Genomic DNA, 23,761 nt, shown 5'->3' with positions numbered 1-23,761 from the left:
TATCACTACAATATCGGCTTCCTCCAGTTCCCGGATGGCTTCATCCGAATGTTGCACCGCAGTTTTATAGGCTTCGCTTTCGCCTTCAGGGGGCGCAAAGAATGCTGTAAGATGGGATTCCTCCAGGTGCGGATATTTTTTTTGTACCAGGTCGCGTTGCGTTACCTTGCTTCCCGGATACCGTGTCTTTAATTTTTCAATAATAGCATGGGTTAGTTGTGTACTATTAGACGCTGCACCTCTTGCACTTGAAATAATTTCCAGTATCTTTTTCATGATGTATCTTTTTGCAGATGATGACACAAAACTATCTATCTTTTTATTTGCTTTAGCCGGACTATGCTAAAGGTTACCACTAACCTCCGGGTTAGCGGCAACAGTATTTATTCAGTAAATTCACCTGCTCATCTTCATAAAAAAATAAGATGGAAGTAAACGAACGGTTTAGCTGGGCAGCAGCTATCATTGCTCCCAAACCCGCATCTGTACTACTTGAAATAGGATGCGGCACCGGCATTTTGGCCGAACTGATAGCAGGTAAATTAGATACAGGAAAGATCATATGTATTGATCAGTCGACCTCCATGATCCGGATGGCCATACAACGTAATAAACGATACGTTCTGCTGCACAAGGCATCGTTTGAAGCTACCGGTTTTGCCGATGCTGTTTTGCAGGAAAAGCAGTTCGATAAAGTATTTGCTTTTAACGTTAACTTCTTCTGGAAACAGCCTGCCAAAGAGTTGGCGCTGATCAGCCGTTGCTTAAAACCTGCAGGAGAATTGTTTGTTTTTTACCAGACACCCGGACGAATAGATATGAAATTATGCAAAGCGATAGAAGCCAGGCTGGAGGAAAACGGCTTTCGCATTAGTGATACCATCACAGGGAATTTTGCTATTTCCGCTGCCTTCTGCATTATTGCAACACCTTTATCTGCATAAAATTAAAATACCTGGAAACAGGTATTTTAACCTACCGGCGTGTGCGGTATTTTTGCAGCCGGAACCATCATCTTTAATTATGAAACGTTTATTAACTATCAGCTTCCTGATTTCCATTGTTTTGTTTTCCTGCAGCAAAGACGATAAAGCGAAAGGCCCCAGCAATGAGGAAATCCTTACAAAGAAAATTGCAGACATTATTCCGCAGAAATACCTTGACACCTTAAAGATACTTGGACTGGAGGTTCACCAGGGTGTAACTCCTCCCAATGTAGAAGGCACCTACCGCATTGCCCCGAATAAACTGGATACCAGCAATGTTCCGAACGATGTGCCCGGTACCTATTTCAGCAATTCTACTGTTACTTTTTCAGCGCAGAGCGCCACTGATTTCAGCATTCAGCTTACCGGTAAGAATTTTGTAAGCCTGGCAGACACCAGTATTGCTACAGCTATTTCGGGCTCAGGCAACGACTTCACCGTGTATGGTAAAGTGAAATCAGTAAGTGGTACACACTCCGCTATATTTGCGCTGATCTTTACCGGCACCAAAGAAGGAAACAACCTGAAAAATGTGCGGGTAGGAATTATCAATGTTGATAACAGCAAAGGCGGAACAGGCGTATTTATTAACGAAGGCCTGGGGCGGATAGCTTTTGACGAAGATCATATTTCTGAGAAGGCAGCGGAGAAGAGCGGGGAACGGGCAGCAGCCGGGCGTACATTAGGATTCATCCAATAATAATAAACACAACTAAAATGAGGGGAGTGAGGGAGTGGTTCCCTCACTTGCCTTTCATAACTTTAGCCCGAATCTTCGCCTTGGTATATTGGTCTGATAGGAAATATCCGATACAAAATTTGATTTTATGCATATATTTGAGCCATTTCAAACTAAACTATCACGAATATCCGTGATCACTTATGAACGTTCGATTATCTATTTTCCTGTTTTCATTCCTGCTTCCATTCCGGGCTTCTGCACAAACAATACAGAGCTCCAATAATAAAGTTACCAACCATCGGATTCATGAGGAACAGTATGTTCTCATAAATGGCATTGAACAATGGGTAACCATTAAAGGAAATCCTTCCAAACCTATCATTTTGTTTCTGCATGGTGGTCCCGGAAGCCCCATTACTCCCTATATTGATGTTTTATATAAAGATCTGGAAAAAGATTTCATCATTGTTCAATGGGATCAGCGTGGCTCAGGAAGAACCTATGGCCACAATAACCCTCCGGAAGAATTGACTCCGGAATATTTAAAAACCCACCCTCTCACCCTGGAACAAATGACCAGTGATGGCATTATGCTTTCTAAATATCTTTTACAGCACCTTGGAAAGAAAAAAATCATCCTTTCCGGTACGTCCTGGGGTTCTGCTCTCGGAGTAAAAATAGCCACAAAAGCTCCTGAACTTTTTTACGCGTATGTGGGACATTCTCAAATTGTGAATCCTAATTTCAGTACAGAAAGATATTCAAAGCTTTACAAAATGGCAGAGGATGGAAACGATAATGATGCGTTGAAAATATTGAATGCCATAGGTCAGCCACCCTATTCCAGTGCAAAAAATACAGGGTTACTTTATAGAGTGATCAAAAAATATGAAAAGGCAAATTCAACTCCCGCTCCGGAAAATTGGTTTGTATTGGCTCCTGAGTACGACAATGAAAAGGATCGTAAAAACAGAGAAGATGGTGACGATTACTCATTTGTGAATTTTGTTGGCGATCAGAAACTGGGTGTACAATCGATAGGAGCAGTTATTGATATGATGAAAGATAACTTAGAGTTTAAAGTTCCTGTTTATCTTATACAGGGTGAAGAGGACATCCTGACTCCTAAAGAGATGTCGAAAAAATATTTTGATGCCCTAAAAGCTCCTAAGAAAGAATACTTCTTACTGCCCAAAGCAGCACATGGATTTAATCAGTCAGTCGTAGACATGCAATATAAAATATTCAGGAGCATAAAAACGAATTAAAGAAAAAAGAAGGAAAGAAGAAGCTGGAAGTCATGTTGGTTATAAAGAATCGCTGTCTACCTGTTCTTATTGATAAGGAGAGCTAATATGAGGCTGCCACAAAAGTCAATAATTTATTCTTTGTCCTTCTTACAAAGGAAGAATATTATTGATAAATAAACATGAGATTCTTCACTGCATTCGCAGACTTTCAATCTATATTCAAAAAGACACTTTTGAACCTCATCCCAAATAAATCCCGCCCACCCTGCCCCATCCCAAAAATTTATTTGCTAAACCAAACGGTTATACATACTTTTACTAAACCATTTGGTTTAGTATCATGAAAGCAAGAAGAGACGTGTTCCAGGCAATCGCGGACCCTACCAGGCGCGCCATTATTGGCTTACTGGCACAACAAACCCTCACCCTCAATACGGTGGCGGAAAACTTTAGCATGAGCCAGCCGGCCATATCAAAGCATATGCGCATCCTTACGGAATGCGGACTGGTGATCATCGTAAAACAGGGACGGGAACGGCATTGTACCGCCAGTTTCAAAGCATTGGAGGAAGTAGCGCAGTGGGCGGAGCAATACCGCCGCTTCTGGACAGACCGCCTGGATACACTGGAACAACTATTGAACGAACCTGCATAACAACTGTTTATTTATCTATAAAACTTTATACTATGGCAAGCAATGAAACTCCCTGGGTAAATGCCCAGATGCTGATACGCAAACCGGTTGCAACAGTATTTAATGCTTTTATTGATCCTGAAATCACCCGGCATTTCTGGTTTACCAAAGGCAGCGATAAACTGGCCGTTGGAAAAACAATCACCTGGGAATGGGAAATGTACCAGGTATCTGCTACGGTGAACGTACAGGAAATCATACCCAACAAAAAAATAACCGTTACCTGGGGCGATCCGGCCACTACGATCGATTTCAACTTCCAGGCAGTAGATGATAACTCCACTTATGTGGTGATTAACAATTATGGTTTTAACCAGACCGGTGATGAACTGCTCCGTGAGATCAACAACAATACCGGCGGCTTCACTACCGTGCTCGATGGGCTGAAAGCCTACCTGGAGCACAATATTAACCTCCACCTTATTGCTGATAAATTTCCGAAAGGTGTGGCTTCACACTAAAATATTATCCACTTCTTAAAATCAGTAACCATGGAAAAAACAGGACAGATCCTCTCCCCTGGCACCATTCGTTTTGAACGTAATTTGCCGGGCCCCATTGAAAAGGTATGGGCCTATCTTACAGAGTCCGAAAAACGCGGCAAATGGCTGGCCAGCGGCGACATGGAGCTCTTTGAAGGAGGAAAGGTTCATCTGCATTTTATGCACCAGCAGCTCAGTCCCCTTCCTGATAATATCCCGGAAAAATACCGCGACATGAAAGACGGTCATCACTTTACCGGCACCATGTTAAAGGTGGAACCTCCCCGCCTGCTTTCATTCACCTGGGAAGGAGGATCGGAAGTAACGATGGAATTAGCGGAGAAAGATGACAGGGTGCTACTCACGCTCACTCACCGCAAACTGGCCGACGATACAAACACCCGCAGCAGCGTAGGCGGTGGCTGGCATACACACCTGGATATTTTAATCGCCAACCTCGAAGGCGTAACCCCTCCTCCTTTCTGGAACACCCACACCAGGCTGGCAGCATTGTATGCGGATATGGCGTAGATTTGATTGATCATTCAATCAATACCGCGTGTCATATATGGAGGATTTCATTTCAAAAAAAACAGCTCAGAAAACAGGTATTCCTGATTTAGTGGAAGTACTACGCAAACAACTCAGCAGTTCAGAGCTATCGTCGCTGCTGCTGGAAGTGTACCAGCGGAAATCGGAAGACCTGCACGCGGCTGCCCTGCTGCAACAATACCGGCAGAATATTTACGTACAGCCGGCAGACACCGATATGATTGAAGTACTGGAAAAGGAATTACAGCTGCTCCGTTTTTTAAGACAGCAGCAGTATGAGCCCGTGGAGTTATCGCCGGTGGCGCAGTTTGGCAGCTGTGCGGCAGTGGGTACCGTTAACCAGAAAAAAATAATCACTGCGGTGCGGCATACGGAAGTATTGGCGGATGCCACCAATTCGCTGGCCCTTCACATCGCTGATATGAAACAACGCGGCATAGGCGCTGCCGGCGAACGCCTGCGCTACTGCACGGTGCACCGGCATGTGAGGGCCATGCAACTTCCTCCCGGTAAAGGCTATACGCCACATTTCAAAATTGCCTGTATGGTGGCAGCAGGAAAGGATACAGGCAATTTTGAATTTGAGCGTACCACCTGCGCAGAGCAGCTGCAACATATTTACACCCTGCTGCAAACGCTCTTCGGCATACAAACGATTTACTTTAAAATACAGCCCCGTTCCGGTTATCCCAACGGCCGCGCATTGATGCACTCCTTAATGGATCATCTTTCTTCCCATCTCCCGTATAAAATTATTGCCGATGAAACACCGGCGGAAAATAACTACTACAAAGGGATACAATTCAAAACGGTAATACAGGCAGGGGAACATGAAATAGAAATTGCAGACGGCGGGCTGGTCGACTGGACCCGGCAACTCCTCGGCAACAACAAGGAACGGTGCTTTATTTCAGGTATTGGTTTAAGCCTGCTGATGAAACTTTTTAACGCATAACTCATTTACTCCAACACCAGCCTGATCTCGTTATTTCTTTTCATATCGGTGCTCAGGTTCAGCGTTTTTGATTCCTTTCCAAACCTGATCCGCAGCTCTGCGGTGTTGGGAGGAATGGAGCCCAGGTTATCGGCAGTAAATAATAAAATATTTTCACCTGGTTGTAACCTGATAGCAATCTGCTGTACTGCCTTTTTTACGGGAAAACCGGTAACAACCCACTGCCCGTTCAACCGCAGGGAAATACTGTCGCCATCCTGGATCCGGGTATCTTTCAGCTCCAGTATAATATCTGCTGTGCGCACCGGTATGGTGGCCACAGGTACCACTGTTCTTTTGATCACGTTAGTGCTAACCGTATCCACAGCGTTACCGGTGGTTGCATGGTAAATGTTTGCCACCAGGAAAGTGGCCCAGGCATTGGAACGATCGCTGAAATCAAATCCGTAAGGTCGACCATTTATGGTAGTGCGGATACGGCCGGTATTGGGAGGAAGCCCGCCATAGTTATCGGCAAACAGCACGAAGTAGTTCCGGCCGGTATCCAGCGTAGCTTTCAGGCGCCGGTTATGATCATTGATCTGTTCTCTTGCAAAAATAGTACGCCCGTTATGCAGCAAGGTTATGGTATCTTCATCATACTTTTCCTGGTCATCGATTTCCAGGGGAATTTCGCTGTCTTTTGATACAATGCTGTCGTAAATACCAAAATAGATCTGGCTGATTTCCGGGTGCATGATCCGCTGTATACTTGAATCGGGCAAGGGCTTGTTACCGCTTTTCATCAATTTAAAATTCCCGTTGTACAAAAAGTTGCGCAACGCTACTTTCGACTGTTCGTATATTTCATCGCCTTCATCCAGGCCCCGCATCCAGAAGCTGGCTTTATTGATCCACATACGGCTCAGGGTAATTGTATCATGCTGGTAATCCATAGTGCCATTGAGATACCACATCCAGATGCCGAGCTTAAACGGTGTTTCTTTCAGCGGGTATTTATTGCGGCCTATCCCCAGCTGCCTGTCGTTTTTCTTTGCCAGCAGCAGTTCATAAATGCCGGTAAATTCCCCGTACTGCAGGGTGATCACCGCAGGATACAATACGCCCTGCTGCGCCTCACCGATATGCAGCTGCATATTGATAGGCGTTCCTACTCCCCAGGGGCGAAGAGATGCTTTCCAGGTACCGGTCCATTTATCGGCCTGCGCACTGGCGGCGCTGCTGATAGCGGTTAACAATCCAACTATTATCAGGAATTTTACTTTCAAGATGGTGTATTCATTTATGATTCACAATTTAATACTATTTTGGGCGGGCAACAGCGAATTGAACATCGCGATCCGAAAATAAATAAATTTAAACAGATCATGGAATACACAAAGGAGTACGTCGCAAAGGAAGAGCATATCGATGTCCAGAATATTATGGATGGCCTGTATTACCCGTTCTATATGGAATATTGCCGTCACGATTATATAAGGGAGATCCTGGGATTTGATTTTGAAGAGCAGGCCAGGAATGGTGTTCACATGGTGTTATCGGGTTATAAGATCCAGTTTTTACGATCCCTGAAAAAAGGCGACCGCTTTACCGTTACCTGTACTTTATTTGCCGACCCGTCTGGTGCGCCACGTCTGCATTTCAAACAATCTATTATACTGAATGGAAAGGTAATGACCAAAGCGGTGTTCACCGGTACCTGCGTACCCGCTACCGGCGGCCGTCCTTATTTACCGGCATCTGTTACGGAGAAAGTAGCTGCTGCACCGGTGCTTGACAGCGCAGATGCTTAAACCAAAATAAAAAAAGTACCGGGTCTTCATGCAGCTGGAAATTGCAGGAAGACCCGGTACTTTTTTTATTCAACAGGTTTTGTTGTCCTAGTTATAAAGCAGGTATCCTTTTAAACGGTATTCCCCGTTGGCACTGAGATCGGGGATCTCTATCTTTAATTCATGCTGGCCTTTCTTAAGGTCGCCCAGCTCTATTGTATAAATCTGATCATTGGTTCCCGGGCACCAGGTACGGTTTTCTCCCATAAAGCACCCATGGATCTGCGGGCTGAAATCTTTGATCTTATTACCGTCCAGGTACACATAATGTTGCCGGTATGTGTACTCTTCTCCGTTGGGCCATGCAGCGCCATGACCGGTAGTGGTAAGCTCCAGCCTGGCGTTCCGGGCATCCTCTTCCAACACAAAAGAAGTATTCAGTGTGTTCTTTGGCGTGGACGTGTTGCTGATCACTCCCTGTGATATTACCGACTGCCAGAAGGGATTATCCTGTTTCGCATCGTTATCAACAATCAACTGCATATTAACGAGAAAACCAATGTTCTTGTCAGGGTCCGTGCCATCAGGGTTCAGATGTTGGGGTTTGTAGGTTTCATGTACATACCAGCCGGCGCCATCTATACCCAGCCAGATCTGTTTCCCGGAGCTGAACTGATGAGACAGGTAGCTGATATCAACATCATATGTTTCGGTTCTTTTATCTTCTGTATAAAACTTACCGTAGAACGGCGTTATCCCATTATAAACAGACACTTTATGCGCGTTGTAGTAATCCAGCTCATTTGCGGTTTCCTCATTTGAGGAGGCAAAATAAACATTGAAGTTGCGGTCAAAATAATCGCCTACTGCTGAAATAGTAATACGCAGGGTAATTTTCGAGGTGGGAGCAATCAGTTTGGCAAGTTCCCCGGGCGCATATTTCTTTTCATATTCAGTGTTAGACACCCTTGTGATACCTGCAGGTGTTTTATAGTAGGTTTCAGGATCAGTTATCGGTTTTGAACCAGTCATCTGGTCTGCAGCGCCTAATCCCTGCGTATACATGGTCACCGTTTTAAGGTCCTTGAATACATCGATCGTTTTCTGACCGGTAGGTGGTTTAACAACAGTATGATCCAGTGTAAGGGTATTCAACGGCACTTCGCTGCGCTTGCAGGCGTATATAATCACGCCTATGATCAATAGCGTTAAAGGGAGGATTTTCTTCATGAGATTTATATTTAGGATTTAATAAGCTGTTTTATTCATTACCGCTTGCCGTGGTATTGTTAGTGCTCACGCCTGGTTGATTTATTCCTGTCTTGTATCAGTTGGTTTACATGTAAACAGTCATTATCCGGAAGGGGTGACTGCAATATTGAAACGGGAGAAAAAATCAACAGGAGTTGCGAAAATTGTATTACGTTTTCAGGGAAGTGCTGTTTACCTGGAACAGCTGTCCGGCTACGGCAGAAGGTACGTTTGCCTTTGGGAAAACCATCCCGGCCGGAACAAGTATTGATTTTTTAAGGTAACTTGTTACTGCTATATTCATTATTAAACAGAACAGATGAACAAACTTATTGCGGCACTCTCGCTTTCCCTGCTGGCATTAAACAGCGCGGGGCAATCTTCCCGGCACGACCTGCAATTCAACCACCTGGCCTCCCGCTGGGATGAAGCCATCCCACTTGGCAATGGTTTACTCGGCGCCCTTATATGGCAGAAAGAGGATCACCTGAGATTTTCACTGGATCGGGCCGATCTCTGGGATATGCGGCCTATGAAGGGATTGCACCGGAAAGAATTCAGTTACCAATGGGTGATAGAGCAGGTGCATAAAAAAGACTACAAGCCTGTACAGGATTACCTGGATGCACCTTACGACCGGGAGGCCGCGCCCTCAAAGATTCCCGGCGGTGCGCTGGAATTTGATACCCGGAACTGGGGCGCTGTACAATCTGTGCATCTTAGCCTTTCCAATGCCGTATGCGAAGTGACCTGGGTTGGTGGCGCCCGTCTTAAAACCTTTGTAGATGCTGCAAAACCCGTAGGCTGGTTCCGTTTTGAAAATATAAACGATCATTTTGTGCCGCAACTGCTGGCGCCCCAATACCAGGGCGCTGTAAAAAATTCCGGTGATCCGGTAGGCGGCGACGACCTCTCCCGGCTGGGTTACAAACAGGGCAGCATTGTACAGAACGGCAACAGCATTACTTACCGGCAGGAAGGATGGGGCGGATTTACCTATGAGATCAATGTGCGATGGAAGAAGATAAATAAAACCACGGTAGAAGGCGTATGGAGCATTTCCTCCCAATACCCCGGCAAACCGGTAAACGAACCTGCAGCAAAGATAACTGCCAAAGCTGCGGCCAGTGATTTCAACCGCGAACTGGTAGCGCACAACAGCTGGTGGCAGCGGTTCTGGAAGCAATCGGCCATCCACGTTCCGGATACGCTGCTCGAAAAACAATGGTACCTCGAGCAATATAAGTTTGGCGCTGCCGCCAGGAAAAATGCTCCGCCCATTTCTTTACAGGCGGTATGGACCGCTGATAATGGTCGCATTGCGCCCTGGAAAGGCGACTACCACCACGATCTTAACACCCAGCTCAGTTACTGGCCCTCCTACAGCGCCAATCATCTCGATGAAGCCATGGGCTATATCAATCACCTTGAAGCCAACAAAGCTAACTACCAACGCTATACGAAAATGTATTTCGGCGCCGGAGGCATTGCCGTGCCCGGCGTTACTACCCTGGATGGCACTGAAATGGGCGGATGGATACAGTACTCCCTTTCCCCTACTGTATCGTCGTGGCTGGCACAGCACTATTACCTGCAATGGCGTTACAGCATGGACAGAAAATTCCTGAAGGAAAAAGCCTATCCCTGGATAAAAGGCGCCGCCGCCTTCCTGGAAAGCATTACTGTAAAGGATGCCAATGGCCACCGTAAACTGCCCATCAGCTCCAGCCCTGAAATCAATGACAATAGCCTGGAGGCCTGGTTCCCCCAAAATTCCAACTACGACCTGGCCCTGATGAAATTCACTTTCAGCAAAGCCGCGGAACTGGCTGCTGAGTTGGGTTTAAACAATGAATCTACCCACTGGAAAAAGATACTCGCAGCATTCGATGGTTTCGCGCTCACTTCCCGCAACGAACTGATGTTTGCACCAGGCATGGCCTATAACCAGTCGCACCGCCATTTTTCGCACATGATGGCCATTCACCCGCTGGGGTTGATCAAATGGGAAGACGGTCCCCAGGCGCAGGCCATTATCAGTAACACCATCCACCTCGCGGATAGCATAGGCCCTGATTACTGGTGCGGCTATTCCTACGCCTGGATGGGCAATCTTAAAGCAAGGGCGAAAAACGGCGATGGCGCTGCAAAAGACCTGCAAACATTTGCCCGCGCCTTCTGTTCTGTAAACAGTTTTCACCTGAACGGCGATCAGACTAAATCCGGCTTGTCTAAATTCCAGTACCGGCCTTTTACGCTGGAAGGCAACTTTGCTTTTGCCGCCGGACTACAGGAAATGCTGCTGCAAAGCTATGCCGGTTTTATTGAGATCATGCCGGCCATACCCGCTGCCTGGAACAATGTATCATTTGAAAAGCTGCGCACGGAAGGCGCTTTCCTGGTAAGCGCGAAGAAAGAAGGCAACCAGGTGGATGAAGTAAAAATAGTAGCGGAGAAAGGTGGGAAAACCCGCTTAAAACTGCCGTTTAAAACTTTCTTTGCCGCCAGCAATAAAGGATTTGTAATAAAAAATACGGGAGATGGATTCCTTTCACTCAGCGCTGCTCCCGGAGCGGTGCTGGTGCTGAAAAATGGATATGAATAACAGGTGATACGATCACGCATCATTCCTGTAATATAAAATACCAGCGGGTGTATCATACACTTTTGATACATCCGCTTTTCATTTGAGCACCTGAGGCCAACCGCCGTTTAAACGAAGCTTAGCGGCTTCATTTACTTTGAAAACATCCTCCTCTTTATTGAAAAAGGATATTATCCCGGCGCCCATTCTTAACAGGATGTTCCAGTTCCCATCTCTCTAAAAAATATTTCCCGCAGTCTTTGATATATTTATAATAAAGATAGTCGGTCTCAAAACTCAGCAACAGTCCATAGCTGGGCCGGTATTGCTTCATAAAGGCATCCAGCGCGGGTGGCTGGAGCCCCGTGATCTTTTGTACCAGCATCCTGTTAAAGCGATGATCGATGTACTTCTCCTGCTCCTCCCGCTCCAGGAAACGGCGGAAATTCTCCATCCGCTTAATCTTCCTCAGGCTGAAAAGTGCGTCCAGGTTAACGCCGGCGCCCATGCCATTGCCCCCGCTGGTAAGATAATCCGGCGAATAATCAAACACCTTGCGGTATTCGTTGCGGAACGCTGCGGAATCTTCGGAATAGCTGCGGGGAAGCGCAGCAGTTACTTCCACCTGTTTTAAAGAATGGATATCCACATGCAGGCTCATATCGAAAGTGCGGTTAGGATTGATCTCCTTTACAGCAAATTTCTGCGTGGCTTTACCCTGGTAGGAAAAACTGATAGAATCGGAAAGCGGCAATATAATACTGTATTTTCCATTGGAATCCGTAACGGCGCCGGCGCCGGAATTGCTCTTCACGCTTACTCCCTCCATCCCGAAACGGGCCGAGCGGTCGTATACCGTGCCGTGAACCCGCACCTGCCCGGTGGATACCAGGCGCAGCGAGATCAGTACTATCAATATGAATATCTTCTGTAAAAATTTGCTCATTTCCATCTCAATCTAAGACAGGATGAAAACATAAGCAAGCATAACTTAAATATTAACAATTTTCTATGTTTTAAATATACCGTGCCGGATTCTTTCAGTATATCCGTTACCGTTGGTATCCCGCACTTACGTTACCGGCGCGGGCTTATCATGATGATTTCGCACGGGAGAATTTAAATTGTAAAGAAGATAGGGCGATCCTTTTGCCGTTAGCCATCCTATCGTATATTTGGCAGGAAAATTGACCCAACGGACCCAAAAAAAATTTATAAACCAGGCTTATGTACGGAGCAAACCCACTAACCGACGCGCTGAGAAGAGGCAACCTGCCGGCGGCAAAAGAATTAATGGATCAGGGAGAGAAACTGCCAAAAGATCTTCAGACTTATGACAAAAAACAAATCTTTGATACCCTGATCAGGGCCAAAGCATTTGAACTGGTAAATACCCTGGTAAAAGACGGCTTCATAGAAACGGATATTTACGAATACGAGAAACTCGACGACTCCATCTTCCCCGGCTTATTCAGGTACCTGGGCACAGAGCCGGCCGACCTGGATTTCCTCACGGCTTTTGCCGGCAAACTGGACAATATCAATGATGCCGTTCAGGATAAAACATTATTGAGCGTTGCCTTCAACAACTCCGCTCCCATTGAGCATATCAGAATACTGGTAGACGCAGGCTGCAGCGTAAATTATAAAACCAATTACGAAGAAAATTACCTGTATAAGATCGTCCAGGAATATGCGATTAAAGAAGACACCGGCGTTGTGTACCTGGAATACCTCATCGGGGAAGGACTGGACCCCAATGCCGGCAATATTGTAAAAGAAACGCCGCTGCATCTTGCCATTGGCACCAATAAGCAAAAATATATTGAACTGCTGCTACAGCACGGCGCAGACCTGAACCAGCCGGGGAAAGACGGCGAAACCCCTTTCTACGCCGCTATTGTGCACCAGGTATGCAATGTGGAACGGTACGAAAAGCTGGCTGCCCATGCACCCGTTGATTTCGACATTGTCAACAAAAACGGGGAAACTGTTTTCTGCGGAGCCATGCGCATGCGCCGCGGGAACTCCGCAGCGGATGTAGCGCTTATAAAAGCATTGATCCGTGACGGAGCCGATATTTACCAGACCTCTCCCTATTATGCCAAAGAAAAAGCGGCCATCGACTGGTTAGCCGAACAACCAGCAGATATGCTGCAGGGAGTACTGGAAACCGGCGTAATAGAAATAGACCGCCGCGATGATGAAGGCAATACCCTGCTGCATAAAGTATGCGCCTACAACGTTAACTACGACCAGGAAGCGGCACGGCAACTTTACCGCAAGGTAAAAATGCTGATTGAACACGGCGCAGATGTAAATATCACCAACGATCAGGATCAGCTGCCCATAGACCTCGCCAGCACAGATAACCTCAAATCAAAAACTGTAGAGTTACTTTTAAAACATAAAGCGTAGTACCATGTCCATGTCTTTTATTATTGCCTGTGAAAGCGGCAAACGTAAGATAGCAGAAATTTTACTGGCCAATAACGAAGTTGATGTAGCCTATACCGACGAGAAAGGAAGAACCGCCCTGCATTACGCTGCGCACCACGGCTACCAGGACCTGGTGAAGTTGTTGCTGGATGCCGGCGCCGACCTGGACTACGAAGATCATAACGGCGAAACACCCTTTTATTTTTCCTGCCTGCAAAAACAAAAACAAACTGCTTTGTTCCTGCTGGAAAAAGGCGCACGCATCGATATCAACGATCTGCAGGGCAACAGCTTATTGCACCTCACGGCTAAAACCGGCCAGAAAGAACTGGTAGATAAACTGCTGGAAAAAGGCGTTGCAGTGGACCTGGAAAATAACCAGGCCGAAACCCCCTTGCTCATTGCCGCGGCCTGGCGTAATAAAGAAGTGGTGCAAACACTTATTGATCACGGCGCAGATGTAAACACCACGAACAAAGCCGGCGATAGCCCCCTTATCATAGCAGTGCGGGCTAAGAATCCTGCCATGACGGCCTGTCTCCTTGAAAACAATGCCAATGTAAATCATACCAATCACGCTGGAGAATCCGCCCTGCTGATTGCCTGCTATGATACCAACCGGGCCCTCACCAACCTCCTGGTGCAACACGGCGCCGATGTGCTGATCACGTCCAAAAACGGGCTTTCACCAGTATGGTACGCCTGCGCCAATAACCAGAAAGAGATCGTGAGCCTTTTCCTGGATAAAGGCATTGACGTTAATTTCAGCCAGCCGCTTTCCGCAGATACCGTCAGCATGAACAGCTACCTGGATTGGGTGGAAAGCGCTGCCAGTCTTTCTATGGAAAGCGCCTTCAATCTCAATCACACCTACAGCTACGGCGGGGAAAGCCTGCTGCATGTAGCCGCTAAAAACGGGCATCTCAGCATGGTGAAGCTGCTGCTGGAACGCGGAGCCAACGTTAATATCCAGGACGAGTCCGGGAATACCGCCCTGCATTACGCCGCATCTGCCGGTAAAAAGGATATTGTAAAATACCTGCTGGAGCAACAGGCAGATGTATCTATCGTTAATACCAAAGAGCAAAAGGCGATCGACTATGCCTCTATCAAAGGGTATAACGAAATTGCCGCCCTGTTGCTCAGTTACAATTCACCGCAGGCAAAAGCCGCGCCCAATACAGCGCCTCCTGCCGAAGCTTCCGCCGGGAAAAGCATGGCCGAAAAGAAACAAGCCCTGCTCGACCTGAAAGAGCTGCTGGACGCAGGCATCCTCTCCGCAGCGGAATTTGATGAAGAAAAAGCAAAGATCCTGAAAGGCTGATAGCTATTTCGTGATAATAAAATATACCGCCCCCGCAAGCTTAGCCCTGACGGGGGCGGCGCATTTTAAGCGGGCTCATAAAAAAAGCCTATCTTTAGCCCGTAATCATAAGGGGTTGTTGGGCAGCTATACTTATTCCTTGCACAGGACAGCAGGAAGACGATACATGCCGGGCGATAACCTCCCCATATCTCCGGAATGCTATGCGTAATGCTATCGTAAAAAGAACAGCTTTAAAAACATTGAAGATTTTTTCAATATCTGTGGCTGCTATCTTTCTTTTGCTTTTTTTACTTCCCATCCTTTTCCCGACCGCTATCTCCAATAAAATAAAGTCGTGGACCAATAACAGTATTACCGGTGACCTGAACTTCTCCCGTGCGCGGTTGTCGTTCTTTAACCACTTCCCTTCGCTGACGCTGACGCTTTATGATTTCAGCCTGAAAGGCGCCGCCCCTTTCCAGCAGGACACATTGATAGCGGCCAATGAAGTGGCCCTCGGAGTGAACCTGGCCAGCATTTTTTCCAGTACTATCAACATCGACGAAATTTACCTGACCCGCGGGAATGTACATGTACTGGTAGACGCAGCCGGGCACCCTAATTATAATGTATACAAATCCACCCCGGCTACGGCTTCCAGCCAGGCCGACAGCGGCAGCGCCTCGCTGAAAATTGCGCGTATACAGCTGGAGAACTGCAATATCATTTACGATGACCAGTCGCTGCCCATGTACATCCAGGCAAAAGATGTAAACTATACCGGTAAAGGCGACCTCAGTAAAGCGCAGTTCGACCTGCACTCACGGATACATATACACGCATTTGACCTTAGCTACGGAGGTACTTCATATATCCTCTCGAAACCACTGAACGGGGAGCTGATCACAAAGATCAATACCAACTCGCTCGATTTTATTTTTGAGAAGAATGACCTGAAGCTGAATGAGCTGCCGGTACGACTCAACGGTTCCTTCGGATTCCTGAAAAACGGCTACCGGATGGACTTCCGCCTAAGCTCGATGGAATCCGGTCTGCATGCTATTTTCAGCGCCCTCCCTGCGGAATATGTGGGTTGGCTGGATAAAACGGATATTCAGGGAACTGCAGATGTAAACGCCAGCCTGATCGGGCAATACATCGCGGAAACCAATACCATGCCCGATGTAACTTTTAATATGAAGGTAAGGGACGGCATCATTACCAATGCCAAAGCCCCCGCTCCTGTTAAAAACCTCTTTCTCAATTTCCAGTCGAAGCTGCCACAACTGAACCTGGATAGCCTCTATATCAATGTGGACTCCATCTTCTTTAATATTGATAAAGATTATTTCAGCTCCGTGATCCGTGTACAGGGACTTTCCACGCCGGATATCCATGTAAAACTGAATACCGACATCGACCTGGAAAAATGGAACAAGGCCACCGGCGGCGAGGCTTACGAAATGAAAGGCCGGTTGCAGGCGCATCTGCAGGCGGATGGCAGGTACGCCAAAGGCGTTGTATACCGTGGCCTGCGGAAACAGGCGGATACCGTGATCAGCAGCATCCCGGCATTTAAACTGACCGCCGCCCTGCGGGATGGCTACTTTAAATTTGCCTCCATGCCCCAGGCGCTTCATAACATCCGCTTTAATATAGACGCCGGTTGCCCGGATAACGATTACGCACATACGCAGCTGAATATAACAGACATCAATGCAGATATGCTGAGTAACTATATCAGGGGCTTTTTCCGGCTTCAGAATGCCCAGGCGCCTGTGGTAGATGCGCAACTCGTCTCTACCCTGCATCTCGGGGATATCAGACAGTTCTATAAAATGGACAGCCTGGATGTAACCGGCGACCTCGGTGTGGATATCACTACCAAAGGCAGCTATGTGCCCGCCAAAAGGCTGTTTCCCGTTACTACCGCCAAACTGAAAATGGATAACGGTACCGTACAAACGAAATACTACCCCCAACCTATACAGAAAATAAATGTAGACGCCGTTGTTACCAATACTACCGGTACCATGCGCTCACTGCAGGTAGATCTGAAGCCCGTGGCTTTTGAGTTTGAAGGACAACCCTTCATCCTGAAAGCAGATCTTTCCAACTTTGATGATCTCCGCTATAATATTACTTCCAACGGTACCATCGACCTGGGCAGGATATATAAAGTGTTCGCCATACAGGGATACGGCATGCAGGGCTTTATCAAAACAAACCTCGCGCTGCGCGGCGCCCAAAGCGATGCCACCGCCGGCAGGTACAATAAGCTCAACAACAAAGGCTCGTTAATAGTAAGAGACGTTGTGCTGACAGCGGAACAATTCCCGCTGCCGTTTCATATCAAAAACGGCGTGTTCCGTTTCGACCAGGACAAAATGTGGTTCGACCAGTTCAATGCCAGCTATGGCAAATCTATCATTGTACTAAACGGATTTCTCAGCAACGTGATTGGTTATGCTACGCTGAAAGATCAGCCCCTGCAAGGTACATTTGACCTGAAAAGCAACTATATCCTGGTGGATGAGCTGATGGTAAACGGCGACGCAAAAACCAGCAGCGCGCAATCCACCGCAGTGCCTTCCGGTGTTGTAATGGTGCCCGGTAACCTGTCGCTGGCGCTGAATGCGGCGGTAAATAAAATAAGCTTCCAGGGCATTGCCATCGACAGCTTCCACGGGCAGTTACATATAGACAGCAGCAAAGTGCGCCTGAATCAAACCGGCTTTTCCATCATAGGCGCACCGGTAGCCATGGAAGCTACGTATGCCAGTATTGATCCGCGGAAAGCAACGTTCGATTATCACATCAGCGCGAAAGAATTTGATATCAAACGCGCATACAACGAAATAAAGATCTTCCACGACATCGCTTCCTCCGCGGCCAGCGCCAGCGGCATTGTAGGGCTCGATTACCGGCTGAGCGGCAAACTGGATGCAAACATGCATCCCGTATATCCTTCGCTGAAAGGAGAAGGCGTATTGTCTGTAAAGAAAATAAAGATGAAAGGCTTTAAACTGTTCAATGCCGTAAGCAGCTCTACCGGTAAGGACGGTATGAAAGACCCCGATCTTTCTAAAATAGATATCAGGTCGGACATCAAAAATAATATCATCACCATTGCCAGGACAAAAATGCGCGTAGCCGGCTTCCGGCCCCGTTTTGAAGGCCAGGTAAGTCTTGATGGCAAACTAAACCTGAAAGGCCGCCTGGGATTGCCACCGTTTGGCATATTTGGTATACCCTTCAACGTTACCGGCACACAAAGCAATCCCAAAGTACAACTGCGGAAAGGCAGCGAAAAAGATAACCTGGATGAAACAGCGGATCCGGATGAGACGGGGAACTGAGAAGGATGATCCTGTTATGAGCGCAAACTTCTAACAGGATCTGTCAGTGCAGCCCGGATAGCCTGGAAGCTCACCGTAAGCAAAGCGATCACCACTGCCATCAAAGCAGCCAGGCCAAATACCTGCCAGCCAATGTTGATGCGGTAAGCAAAATCCTGCAGCCAGCGATGCATCACCCACCAGCCCGCCGGGAAAGCAAACAGGATAGAGATCATCACCAGTTTCAGGAAATCCCTGGACAACAGGTTCACGATATTGGTAGCAGTAGCGCCTAATACTTTGCGGATGCCTATTTCGCGGGTACGTTGCTCCGCGGCATAAGCAGCCAGCCCGAACAATCCCAGGCAGGCAATAAAGATCGCCAGCACGGAGAAAGACAGGGAAATTTTACCCATCCTGTTTTCCGACTTATACAAAGCGTTGAAATCATCGTCCATAAAGGAATAACTGAAAGGCTGGTTAGGTATCGTTGCTTTCCATTTTTCCTCCATCTGCGCAACCAGCTGCGGGATATTATTGCCATGAACGCGGAAAGCCATACTGCCCCTGTTTTCCCGTAAAAACAGCGCCAGCGGCGTAACCTGTTCACGCAGGGAATTGAAATTAAAATCCTTTACCACGCCAATGATGTGGTAAGCATCCATTTCCTTGCTCTGCATACCCTCACGGAATTCGTATATCTTCTGGTTAAGCGGATCTTTAAGCCCCATTAACCGTGCAGCTGCTTCGTTGATCACTACCGCCTGCGAATCCGTAGCAAAGTTCTTCGAAAAGTTGCGGCCCTTCACCACTTCCATCCCCAATACAGGGATATACTGATCATCGACCGACCAGGTTTGCATGGAGATAGCGTTCTCCTTGTCCGGAACGGGTTCCAGGAATAAAGGATTATCATTCCGGAGAGTGGAAGTAGGCAGATAGGAAGTCATGGTGGCTCCCTCCACCCCGTTCATAGCCAGCAGCTCCTGTTTAAAGGCGCGGGCATGACTGCCCAGCGGCTGGGTATTTTGCATGATCAGTACCTGGCTCCTGTTGAACCCAAGTTGTTTATTACGGATAAAATTCAGCTGCTTGTAGATGACCATGGTTCCCACAATCAGGAAGATGGAAATACTGAACTGGAATACCACCAGGGAATTGCGCAACAGTCCTGTCCGGAAGCCATTGGCAATGGTGCCTTTTAACACCAGCACCGGCTTGAAAGCCGACAGGAAAAAGGCGGGGTAACTGCCTGCCAGCAATCCTACCAAAACGGCAATCCCCAGCGAGGCGGGCGCCAGCCAGGGCGCGGAAGATAACCCGATAGTCATTTCCTTACCTGCCAGCCCATTGAAATAAGGCAGCAGCAACCAGGCAATACCAAACGCCAGGATCATGGCGATAAAGCTGATCAGCATCGACTCTGTGATAAATTGCACGATCAGTTGCGGGCGTACAGAGCCCAGCACTTTCCTGATCCCTACTTCTTTTGCACGGTTCGCAGAACGGGCGGTAGAAAGGTTCATGAAATTAACACAGGCAATGAGCAGGATGAACATGGCAATGGCCGAAAAGATATATACGTACTGGATAGCACTATTTGCGCTCAGCTCATATCCTTTGTTGCTGTGAAGATGAATATCCGTAAGCGGCATAAGGCTGTATCGGATATAGTTTCCTGTTTTAAGGAAATCTTCCATAGATGTGTTCATAGCCGATCCTATCTGTGGAGCGATATATTTATCGATCACCTGTTCCAGCTTCGCCTGTGTTTTCCGTGGATCCGTTCCCTCCCTCAGTACGATATAGGTATTGAAATTATTACTCAGCCAGTTGGGTTCACGGCTTTCTTCCGAGCCTGCCAGGGAAGCAAAGAAATCGAACTGCAGGTGCGATTGTCCCGGCAATGCTTTCATTACACCGGTTACCTGGTAGTTGATGCTGTCGTTGATAAGCAGGTTACGTCCTACTACATCCGTGCTGTTGAAATATTTGCGGGCAGTATTCTCGGTGATCACTACTGTATTGGGTTGTTTCAACGCGGTGGCGGGATCTCCGGCAATCAGCGGAAAGCTGAATACATTGAACAGGGTGGAATCCGTATAGATCACCTTTTCTTCCTTAATATTACGGTCGTTGAGACGTACCAGGAAACCGCCATAGTCGCGGAAACGGACAGCCTGTTCCACTTCAGGAAGGTCTTGTTTGAGCGCAGCAGCCATGGGTGCTGTAGCAGTGGCAACATCGTAACGGGTGCCACCGAATTTAATGTCGGCATCCACCCGGTAAATACGGTCTGCTTTCCTGTTGAACCGGTCGAAGCTCATTTCATCCAATACATAGATCGTGATGAGCAGGCACGTAGCCAGGCCAATGGCCAGCCCTAAAATATTAATAGCAGAAAACTCTTTGTTTTTCCAAAGATTACGGAAGGCAACCCTGAAATAACTTCTGAACATAAAAAAATTTTACCGGTTACAAAGTGGACAAAGCTCAACCAAAGAAAGCGCCAATTCTCCAAATTATTAATAACCAGTAAGATACAGCTATTGCGACAAGCCAAAATGTTCACTTCCGGACAGTAGCTGTTCAATTATAATCGTTGTTAATTTTCTTTAAAGATGCGGGCCAGTTCCTCCTGCAGGCGATCTTCCCGGAGATTCTTTGCGATGATCTTACCATCGGGATCGATGAGAAAATTAGTGGGAATGGAACGGATACCGTATTGCTGTGCCACTGCGTTATCCCATCCTTTCAGGTCGGAAACCTGTGGCCATGTAAGCTGGTCGGTTTCTATTGCCTTCAGCCAGGCGTTCTTCTGGCCCGGCATATCGAGCGATACGCCCAACACAGTAAACCCTTTCTCTTTGTACTTGTTGTAGGCTTTCAGTACGTTGGGGTTTTCCGCCCGGCATGGAGCGCACCAGCTGGCCCAGAAATCAAGCAGCACATAATTGCCCCGGAATGAAGAAAGTTTCACGGCTTTACCATCGGGTGCATACTGTGTAAAATCGGGCGCCGGTTTACCTGTTTCCGTGTTGACGAGTGCGCTGAGCATTACGGGGATACGCTTTCCGAGCGGAGTGTTTTTTAAACCCGGCGCAAGATGTTCATACGCCTGGGCTGCCCCTGCAGCCATGCCTGGTTGTGCGGCTATGTGCGCAAGACTGATCACACTCAGATAAGACGAAGGATGTTTCCTGGCAAACTCCAGGTGAACCCCGTACGATTCTTTCATGAGCTTACTCTCACGTTCCACCAGGGAGTCAAATATCTTCTTGTCTTTCTTCTGTTCTTCAGACAGCGATTCGTATTCTTTCCGCAAGGCAAGAAATTTTTCATCGTTCTCTTTTAACATCGCGCGGAGCTCCGCCTGCTGGTCATTTACCGGTGATCCTTTCACAACAATGTTCTTCAGCGAATCCGCAGATATTACTTTAAAGGCAGCCGGTTCCAGGTACAATCTTACATAATCCATTTGTTCACCCGGGGCCAGGCGCTGTACGTAAGGGTTTTTATGAAGATACAAAGCTCCCATAACAGGGTATTCCAGCGTTCCCTTAAATATAAAATGCCCCGCTTCCACTATAGCAGAATCAGTTTTCTGCTGATCTCCCGCCGGGTAAACAAGATAAATTTTATCGCCATTGTGCAGGGCGCCGGCTTTTCCATCCAGTTCAAAGTGGTGCTGGGCCATGATGGGCAAAGAATACAAACAGGTAAACAGTACGAATAAGGTGCGCATGGAATTTTAGTTAATTACGTTTATAGATGACTGTTAGTTATTTATTACCGGCTATGGTCCCGGAGGATCTGGCGGATGCAGGCCATATGATGATCGTCGTGTTCTGCCACAAAATAGGCCAGGTCAATGATCCGCATAGGTGTTTTCAGGCGTGGGTGCAGGGCCGATTGTTCCAGATGGGCATCTTCCAGGTTCCAGAGCCTGTTCGCCAGCTGCTGCCGTTGCGCCCTGAACTGTTGCAGCAGCTGGCTGGTGGGCGTTTCATTATGATTGGCCTCGTGGGTCCGGCGGTTGGTAAGATCTGCCACTCTCAGTTCAGTAGCGCCATTGATCAGATCTTCCAGTCGGCCCAGCCACAGTGGTTCCATATCCGACAGATGCCCGGCTTCTTCCTTAATGCTCCATTTTCCACCGGGTTTTATCACCAACAGGTCTGCTGGTATAAGGGCGATGATCTCTTCTATCCGCGCGGGTGTTCCGCTGAGCCGTTCAATGATTGTTGGCAAAGTGCCATTATCTTCAATAACGGGAAATGTTCTGTTGAACCATTCAGTCCTTTTCATTGCAATCTTATTTCTTCCAATAAAAATAACGATAATAAAAGAAAGGAAGTGCTAATAAGTTTCGTCTGTATATGCTGCCGTGGGATGAAATTCCTTTTCACTTTTAGCAATGACGATAGTAGCTACCCCATTGCCAATGATATTGGTAATGGCGCGGGCCTCGCTCATAAATTTATCTACCCCCAGTAAAAAGGCAAGTCCTTCTACCGGGATCTTGTGAACGGCGGTTAACGTAGACGCCAGTACGATAAAACCGCTGCCTGTAACTCCTGCCGCGCCTTTTGACGTAATCATCAGTATCCCGATGATGGTGAGGATCTCACCGATGCTGAGGTGTACATCATATAGCTGCGCAATAAAAATAACGGACATCGATAAATAAATAGAAGTCCCGTCCAGGTTAAAGGAATAACCTGTTGGAATCACCAATCCTACTACGGATTTGCTGCAACCCATTTTTTCCAGTTTCACCATAATGGAAGGCAGGGCGGATTCCGAAGAAGAAGTTCCCAATACCAGTAACAATTCTTCCCTGATATACCGGAGAAACCTCACGATGCTCATTTTATAATACTTCAGGATGCTGCCCAGTACCAGGAAAACGAAGATGGCCATGGTCAGGTACACGGTTCCCATTAATTTAGCCAGTGGCACCAGCGTATGCAAACCAAACTTGCCAACAGTATAGGCCATTCCTCCGAAAGCTCCCAGCGGAGCGAGGTACATGACATACTTCAATGCCTTGAAAACGATTTTTGACAGCTGGCCTAACCACCTGATCACCACTACGCGGTGATTTGAGTAATTCAGCAGCACACCAATAATAATGGCGGCCACCAGTACCTGGAGAGTAAGATTATTCATGAAGAAAGAGATCCAGTCGAACTCCTTTGCCGCACCGGAAGTATATTTGGAGGCGTTCTCTATCTGAAGCGACGACTTATCAATTTTTCCCGGCCGGATCAGCAAGGCCATCAGCACGCCGGCAGCCAGTGAAACGGTAGACACCACCTCAAAATAAAGAAGGGATTTAACACCGATACGTCCTACTTTTTTCAGATCATCCATCCCGCTGATCCCCAAAACGATGGTCAGGAAGATGATGGGTGCAATGAACAACTTGATAATATCAATGAAGGTTTTCCCTATGATTTCCATCTTC

The 23,761-nt window shown here is 47.3% G+C and carries 20 protein-coding genes; 12 read left to right on the top strand and 8 right to left on the bottom strand.

Annotated elements, in window-relative coordinates:
* On the bottom strand, positions 1-276 hold a 276-nt coding region (locus tag VIM72_RS21175; RefSeq protein WP_332004822.1), incomplete at its 3' end, for an NAD(P)H-dependent oxidoreductase.
* A gap of 149 nt (positions 277-425) precedes the next feature.
* Here VIM72_RS21175 and VIM72_RS21170 point away from each other — a divergent pair.
* The 7 genes from VIM72_RS21170 to VIM72_RS21140 all read left to right on the top strand — a co-directional run bounded on the left by VIM72_RS21170 (position 426) and on the right by VIM72_RS21140 (position 5,601).
* Positions 426-944 (top strand): class I SAM-dependent methyltransferase, encoded by a 519-nt coding sequence (locus VIM72_RS21170; protein ID WP_332004821.1) that lies wholly within the window; start codon positions 426-428, stop codon positions 942-944.
* A gap of 79 nt (positions 945-1,023) precedes the next feature.
* A complete protein-coding gene (locus tag VIM72_RS21165) occupies positions 1,024-1,686 on the top strand; it encodes a hypothetical protein (RefSeq protein ID WP_332004820.1) in 663 nt (220 codons plus the stop codon).
* 182 nt (positions 1,687-1,868) lie between these two features.
* Positions 1,869-2,936, top strand: a complete 1,068-nt coding sequence (locus VIM72_RS21160; protein ID WP_332004819.1) for an alpha/beta hydrolase — start codon at positions 1,869-1,871, stop codon at positions 2,934-2,936.
* A gap of 322 nt (positions 2,937-3,258) precedes the next feature.
* Positions 3,259-3,573 carry a metalloregulator ArsR/SmtB family transcription factor gene (locus VIM72_RS21155; RefSeq protein WP_332004818.1) on the top strand — a complete coding sequence of 105 codons (315 nt, stop codon included), beginning with the start codon at positions 3,259-3,261 and terminating at the stop codon, positions 3,571-3,573.
* Positions 3,574-3,605: 32 nt separating this feature from the next.
* Entirely contained in the window at positions 3,606-4,073 is a 468-nt protein-coding gene (locus VIM72_RS21150) for an SRPBCC family protein (RefSeq protein WP_332004817.1), read from the top strand.
* A gap of 30 nt (positions 4,074-4,103) precedes the next feature.
* The gene (locus tag VIM72_RS21145; protein WP_332004816.1) at positions 4,104-4,625 is read left to right on the top strand and encodes an SRPBCC family protein; all 522 of its coding nucleotides are present in this window, start codon (positions 4,104-4,106) and stop codon (positions 4,623-4,625) included.
* A gap of 37 nt (positions 4,626-4,662) precedes the next feature.
* On the top strand, positions 4,663-5,601 hold the full coding sequence (locus VIM72_RS21140) for a hypothetical protein (RefSeq protein ID WP_332004815.1): 939 nt from the start codon (positions 4,663-4,665) through the stop codon (positions 5,599-5,601).
* Between the two features lie 5 nt (positions 5,602-5,606).
* Here VIM72_RS21140 and VIM72_RS21135 read toward each other — a convergent pair whose 3' ends face one another.
* On the bottom strand, positions 5,607-6,869 hold the full coding sequence (locus VIM72_RS21135; protein WP_332004814.1) for a hypothetical protein: 1,263 nt from the start codon (positions 6,867-6,869) through the stop codon (positions 5,607-5,609).
* Between the two features lie 99 nt (positions 6,870-6,968).
* Here VIM72_RS21135 and VIM72_RS21130 point away from each other — a divergent pair, with 99 nt between their 5' ends.
* The gene (locus VIM72_RS21130; RefSeq protein WP_332004813.1) at positions 6,969-7,394 is read left to right on the top strand and encodes a thioesterase family protein; all 426 of its coding nucleotides are present in this window, start codon (positions 6,969-6,971) and stop codon (positions 7,392-7,394) included.
* An 87-nt stretch (positions 7,395-7,481) separates the two neighbouring features.
* On the opposite strand, the gene VIM72_RS21125 is transcribed toward VIM72_RS21130, so the two are convergent.
* Positions 7,482-8,603 carry a peptide-N-glycosidase F-related protein gene (locus VIM72_RS21125; RefSeq protein ID WP_332004812.1) on the bottom strand — a complete coding sequence of 374 codons (1,122 nt, stop codon included), beginning with the start codon at positions 8,601-8,603 and terminating at the stop codon, positions 7,482-7,484.
* 340 nt (positions 8,604-8,943) lie between these two features.
* On the opposite strand from VIM72_RS21125, the gene VIM72_RS21120 reads away from it, so the two are divergent.
* The gene (locus VIM72_RS21120; RefSeq protein WP_332004811.1) at positions 8,944-11,229 is read left to right on the top strand and encodes a glycosyl hydrolase family 95 catalytic domain-containing protein; all 2,286 of its coding nucleotides are present in this window, start codon (positions 8,944-8,946) and stop codon (positions 11,227-11,229) included.
* Positions 11,230-11,383: 154 nt separating this feature from the next.
* Here the strand turns inward: VIM72_RS21120 and VIM72_RS21115 are convergent, their stop codons facing one another.
* Positions 11,384-12,154: a hypothetical protein gene (locus VIM72_RS21115; RefSeq protein ID WP_332004810.1), complete on the bottom strand. Its 771-nt coding sequence runs from the start codon at positions 12,152-12,154 to the stop codon at positions 11,384-11,386.
* A gap of 281 nt (positions 12,155-12,435) precedes the next feature.
* Between VIM72_RS21115 and VIM72_RS21110 the strand changes: the two genes are divergently transcribed.
* The 3 genes from VIM72_RS21110 (at position 12,436) to VIM72_RS21100 (ending at position 18,312) form a co-directional block, all read left to right on the top strand.
* Positions 12,436-13,626 carry an ankyrin repeat domain-containing protein gene (locus VIM72_RS21110; RefSeq protein ID WP_332004809.1) on the top strand — a complete coding sequence of 397 codons (1,191 nt, stop codon included), beginning with the start codon at positions 12,436-12,438 and terminating at the stop codon, positions 13,624-13,626.
* Between the two features lie 4 nt (positions 13,627-13,630).
* Positions 13,631-14,971 carry an ankyrin repeat domain-containing protein gene (locus tag VIM72_RS21105; RefSeq protein ID WP_332004808.1) on the top strand — a complete coding sequence of 447 codons (1,341 nt, stop codon included), beginning with the start codon at positions 13,631-13,633 and terminating at the stop codon, positions 14,969-14,971.
* A gap of 203 nt (positions 14,972-15,174) precedes the next feature.
* Positions 15,175-18,312 (top strand): AsmA family protein, encoded by a 3,138-nt coding sequence (locus tag VIM72_RS21100; RefSeq protein WP_332004807.1) that lies wholly within the window; start codon positions 15,175-15,177, stop codon positions 18,310-18,312.
* A 14-nt stretch (positions 18,313-18,326) separates the two neighbouring features.
* Here VIM72_RS21100 and VIM72_RS21095 read toward each other — a convergent pair whose 3' ends face one another.
* From VIM72_RS21095 to VIM72_RS21080, 4 genes are all read right to left on the bottom strand, one after another.
* Positions 18,327-20,750, bottom strand: coding sequence for an ABC transporter permease (locus tag VIM72_RS21095; RefSeq protein ID WP_332004806.1), 2,424 nt, complete (start codon positions 20,748-20,750; stop codon positions 18,327-18,329).
* A 146-nt stretch (positions 20,751-20,896) separates the two neighbouring features.
* Positions 20,897-22,036 carry a TlpA disulfide reductase family protein gene (locus tag VIM72_RS21090; protein ID WP_332004805.1) on the bottom strand — a complete coding sequence of 380 codons (1,140 nt, stop codon included), beginning with the start codon at positions 22,034-22,036 and terminating at the stop codon, positions 20,897-20,899.
* Positions 22,037-22,080: 44 nt separating this feature from the next.
* Positions 22,081-22,599, bottom strand: a complete 519-nt coding sequence (locus VIM72_RS21085; RefSeq protein ID WP_332004804.1) for a DinB family protein — start codon at positions 22,597-22,599, stop codon at positions 22,081-22,083.
* A 51-nt stretch (positions 22,600-22,650) separates the two neighbouring features.
* Positions 22,651-23,761: cation:dicarboxylate symporter family transporter (locus VIM72_RS21080; protein ID WP_332004803.1), on the bottom strand; the 1,111-nt coding region annotated here is incomplete at its 5' end.

Origin of the sequence: Chitinophaga sp. (genome assembly GCF_036569185.1) — a bacterium.
In the GTDB taxonomy this organism is placed as follows: Bacteria; Bacteroidota; Bacteroidia; order Chitinophagales; family Chitinophagaceae; genus Chitinophaga.
The sequence above is the reverse complement of the archived record's forward strand: the minus strand, read 5'-3'. Positions and strand labels throughout refer to the sequence as shown.

Coding starts and splice junctions, on each gene's coding strand:
- VIM72_RS21170 (WP_332004821.1), top strand. CDS start 426: ATGGAAGTAAACGAACGGTTTAGCTGGGCAGCAGCTATCATTGCTCCC.
- VIM72_RS21165 (WP_332004820.1), top strand. CDS start 1,024: ATGAAACGTTTATTAACTATCAGCTTCCTGATTTCCATTGTTTTGTTT.
- VIM72_RS21160 (WP_332004819.1), top strand. CDS start 1,869: ATGAACGTTCGATTATCTATTTTCCTGTTTTCATTCCTGCTTCCATTC.
- VIM72_RS21155 (WP_332004818.1), top strand. CDS start 3,259: ATGAAAGCAAGAAGAGACGTGTTCCAGGCAATCGCGGACCCTACCAGG.
- VIM72_RS21150 (WP_332004817.1), top strand. CDS start 3,606: ATGGCAAGCAATGAAACTCCCTGGGTAAATGCCCAGATGCTGATACGC.
- VIM72_RS21145 (WP_332004816.1), top strand. CDS start 4,104: ATGGAAAAAACAGGACAGATCCTCTCCCCTGGCACCATTCGTTTTGAA.
- VIM72_RS21140 (WP_332004815.1), top strand. CDS start 4,663: ATGGAGGATTTCATTTCAAAAAAAACAGCTCAGAAAACAGGTATTCCT.
- VIM72_RS21130 (WP_332004813.1), top strand. CDS start 6,969: ATGGAATACACAAAGGAGTACGTCGCAAAGGAAGAGCATATCGATGTC.
- VIM72_RS21125 (WP_332004812.1), bottom strand. CDS start 8,603: ATGAAGAAAATCCTCCCTTTAACGCTATTGATCATAGGCGTGATTATA.
- VIM72_RS21120 (WP_332004811.1), top strand. CDS start 8,944: ATGAACAAACTTATTGCGGCACTCTCGCTTTCCCTGCTGGCATTAAAC.
- VIM72_RS21115 (WP_332004810.1), bottom strand. CDS start 12,154: ATGAGCAAATTTTTACAGAAGATATTCATATTGATAGTACTGATCTCG.
- VIM72_RS21110 (WP_332004809.1), top strand. CDS start 12,436: ATGTACGGAGCAAACCCACTAACCGACGCGCTGAGAAGAGGCAACCTG.
- VIM72_RS21105 (WP_332004808.1), top strand. CDS start 13,631: ATGTCCATGTCTTTTATTATTGCCTGTGAAAGCGGCAAACGTAAGATA.
- VIM72_RS21100 (WP_332004807.1), top strand. CDS start 15,175: ATGCGTAATGCTATCGTAAAAAGAACAGCTTTAAAAACATTGAAGATT.
- VIM72_RS21095 (WP_332004806.1), bottom strand. CDS start 20,750: ATGTTCAGAAGTTATTTCAGGGTTGCCTTCCGTAATCTTTGGAAAAAC.
- VIM72_RS21090 (WP_332004805.1), bottom strand. CDS start 22,036: ATGCGCACCTTATTCGTACTGTTTACCTGTTTGTATTCTTTGCCCATC.
- VIM72_RS21085 (WP_332004804.1), bottom strand. CDS start 22,599: ATGAAAAGGACTGAATGGTTCAACAGAACATTTCCCGTTATTGAAGAT.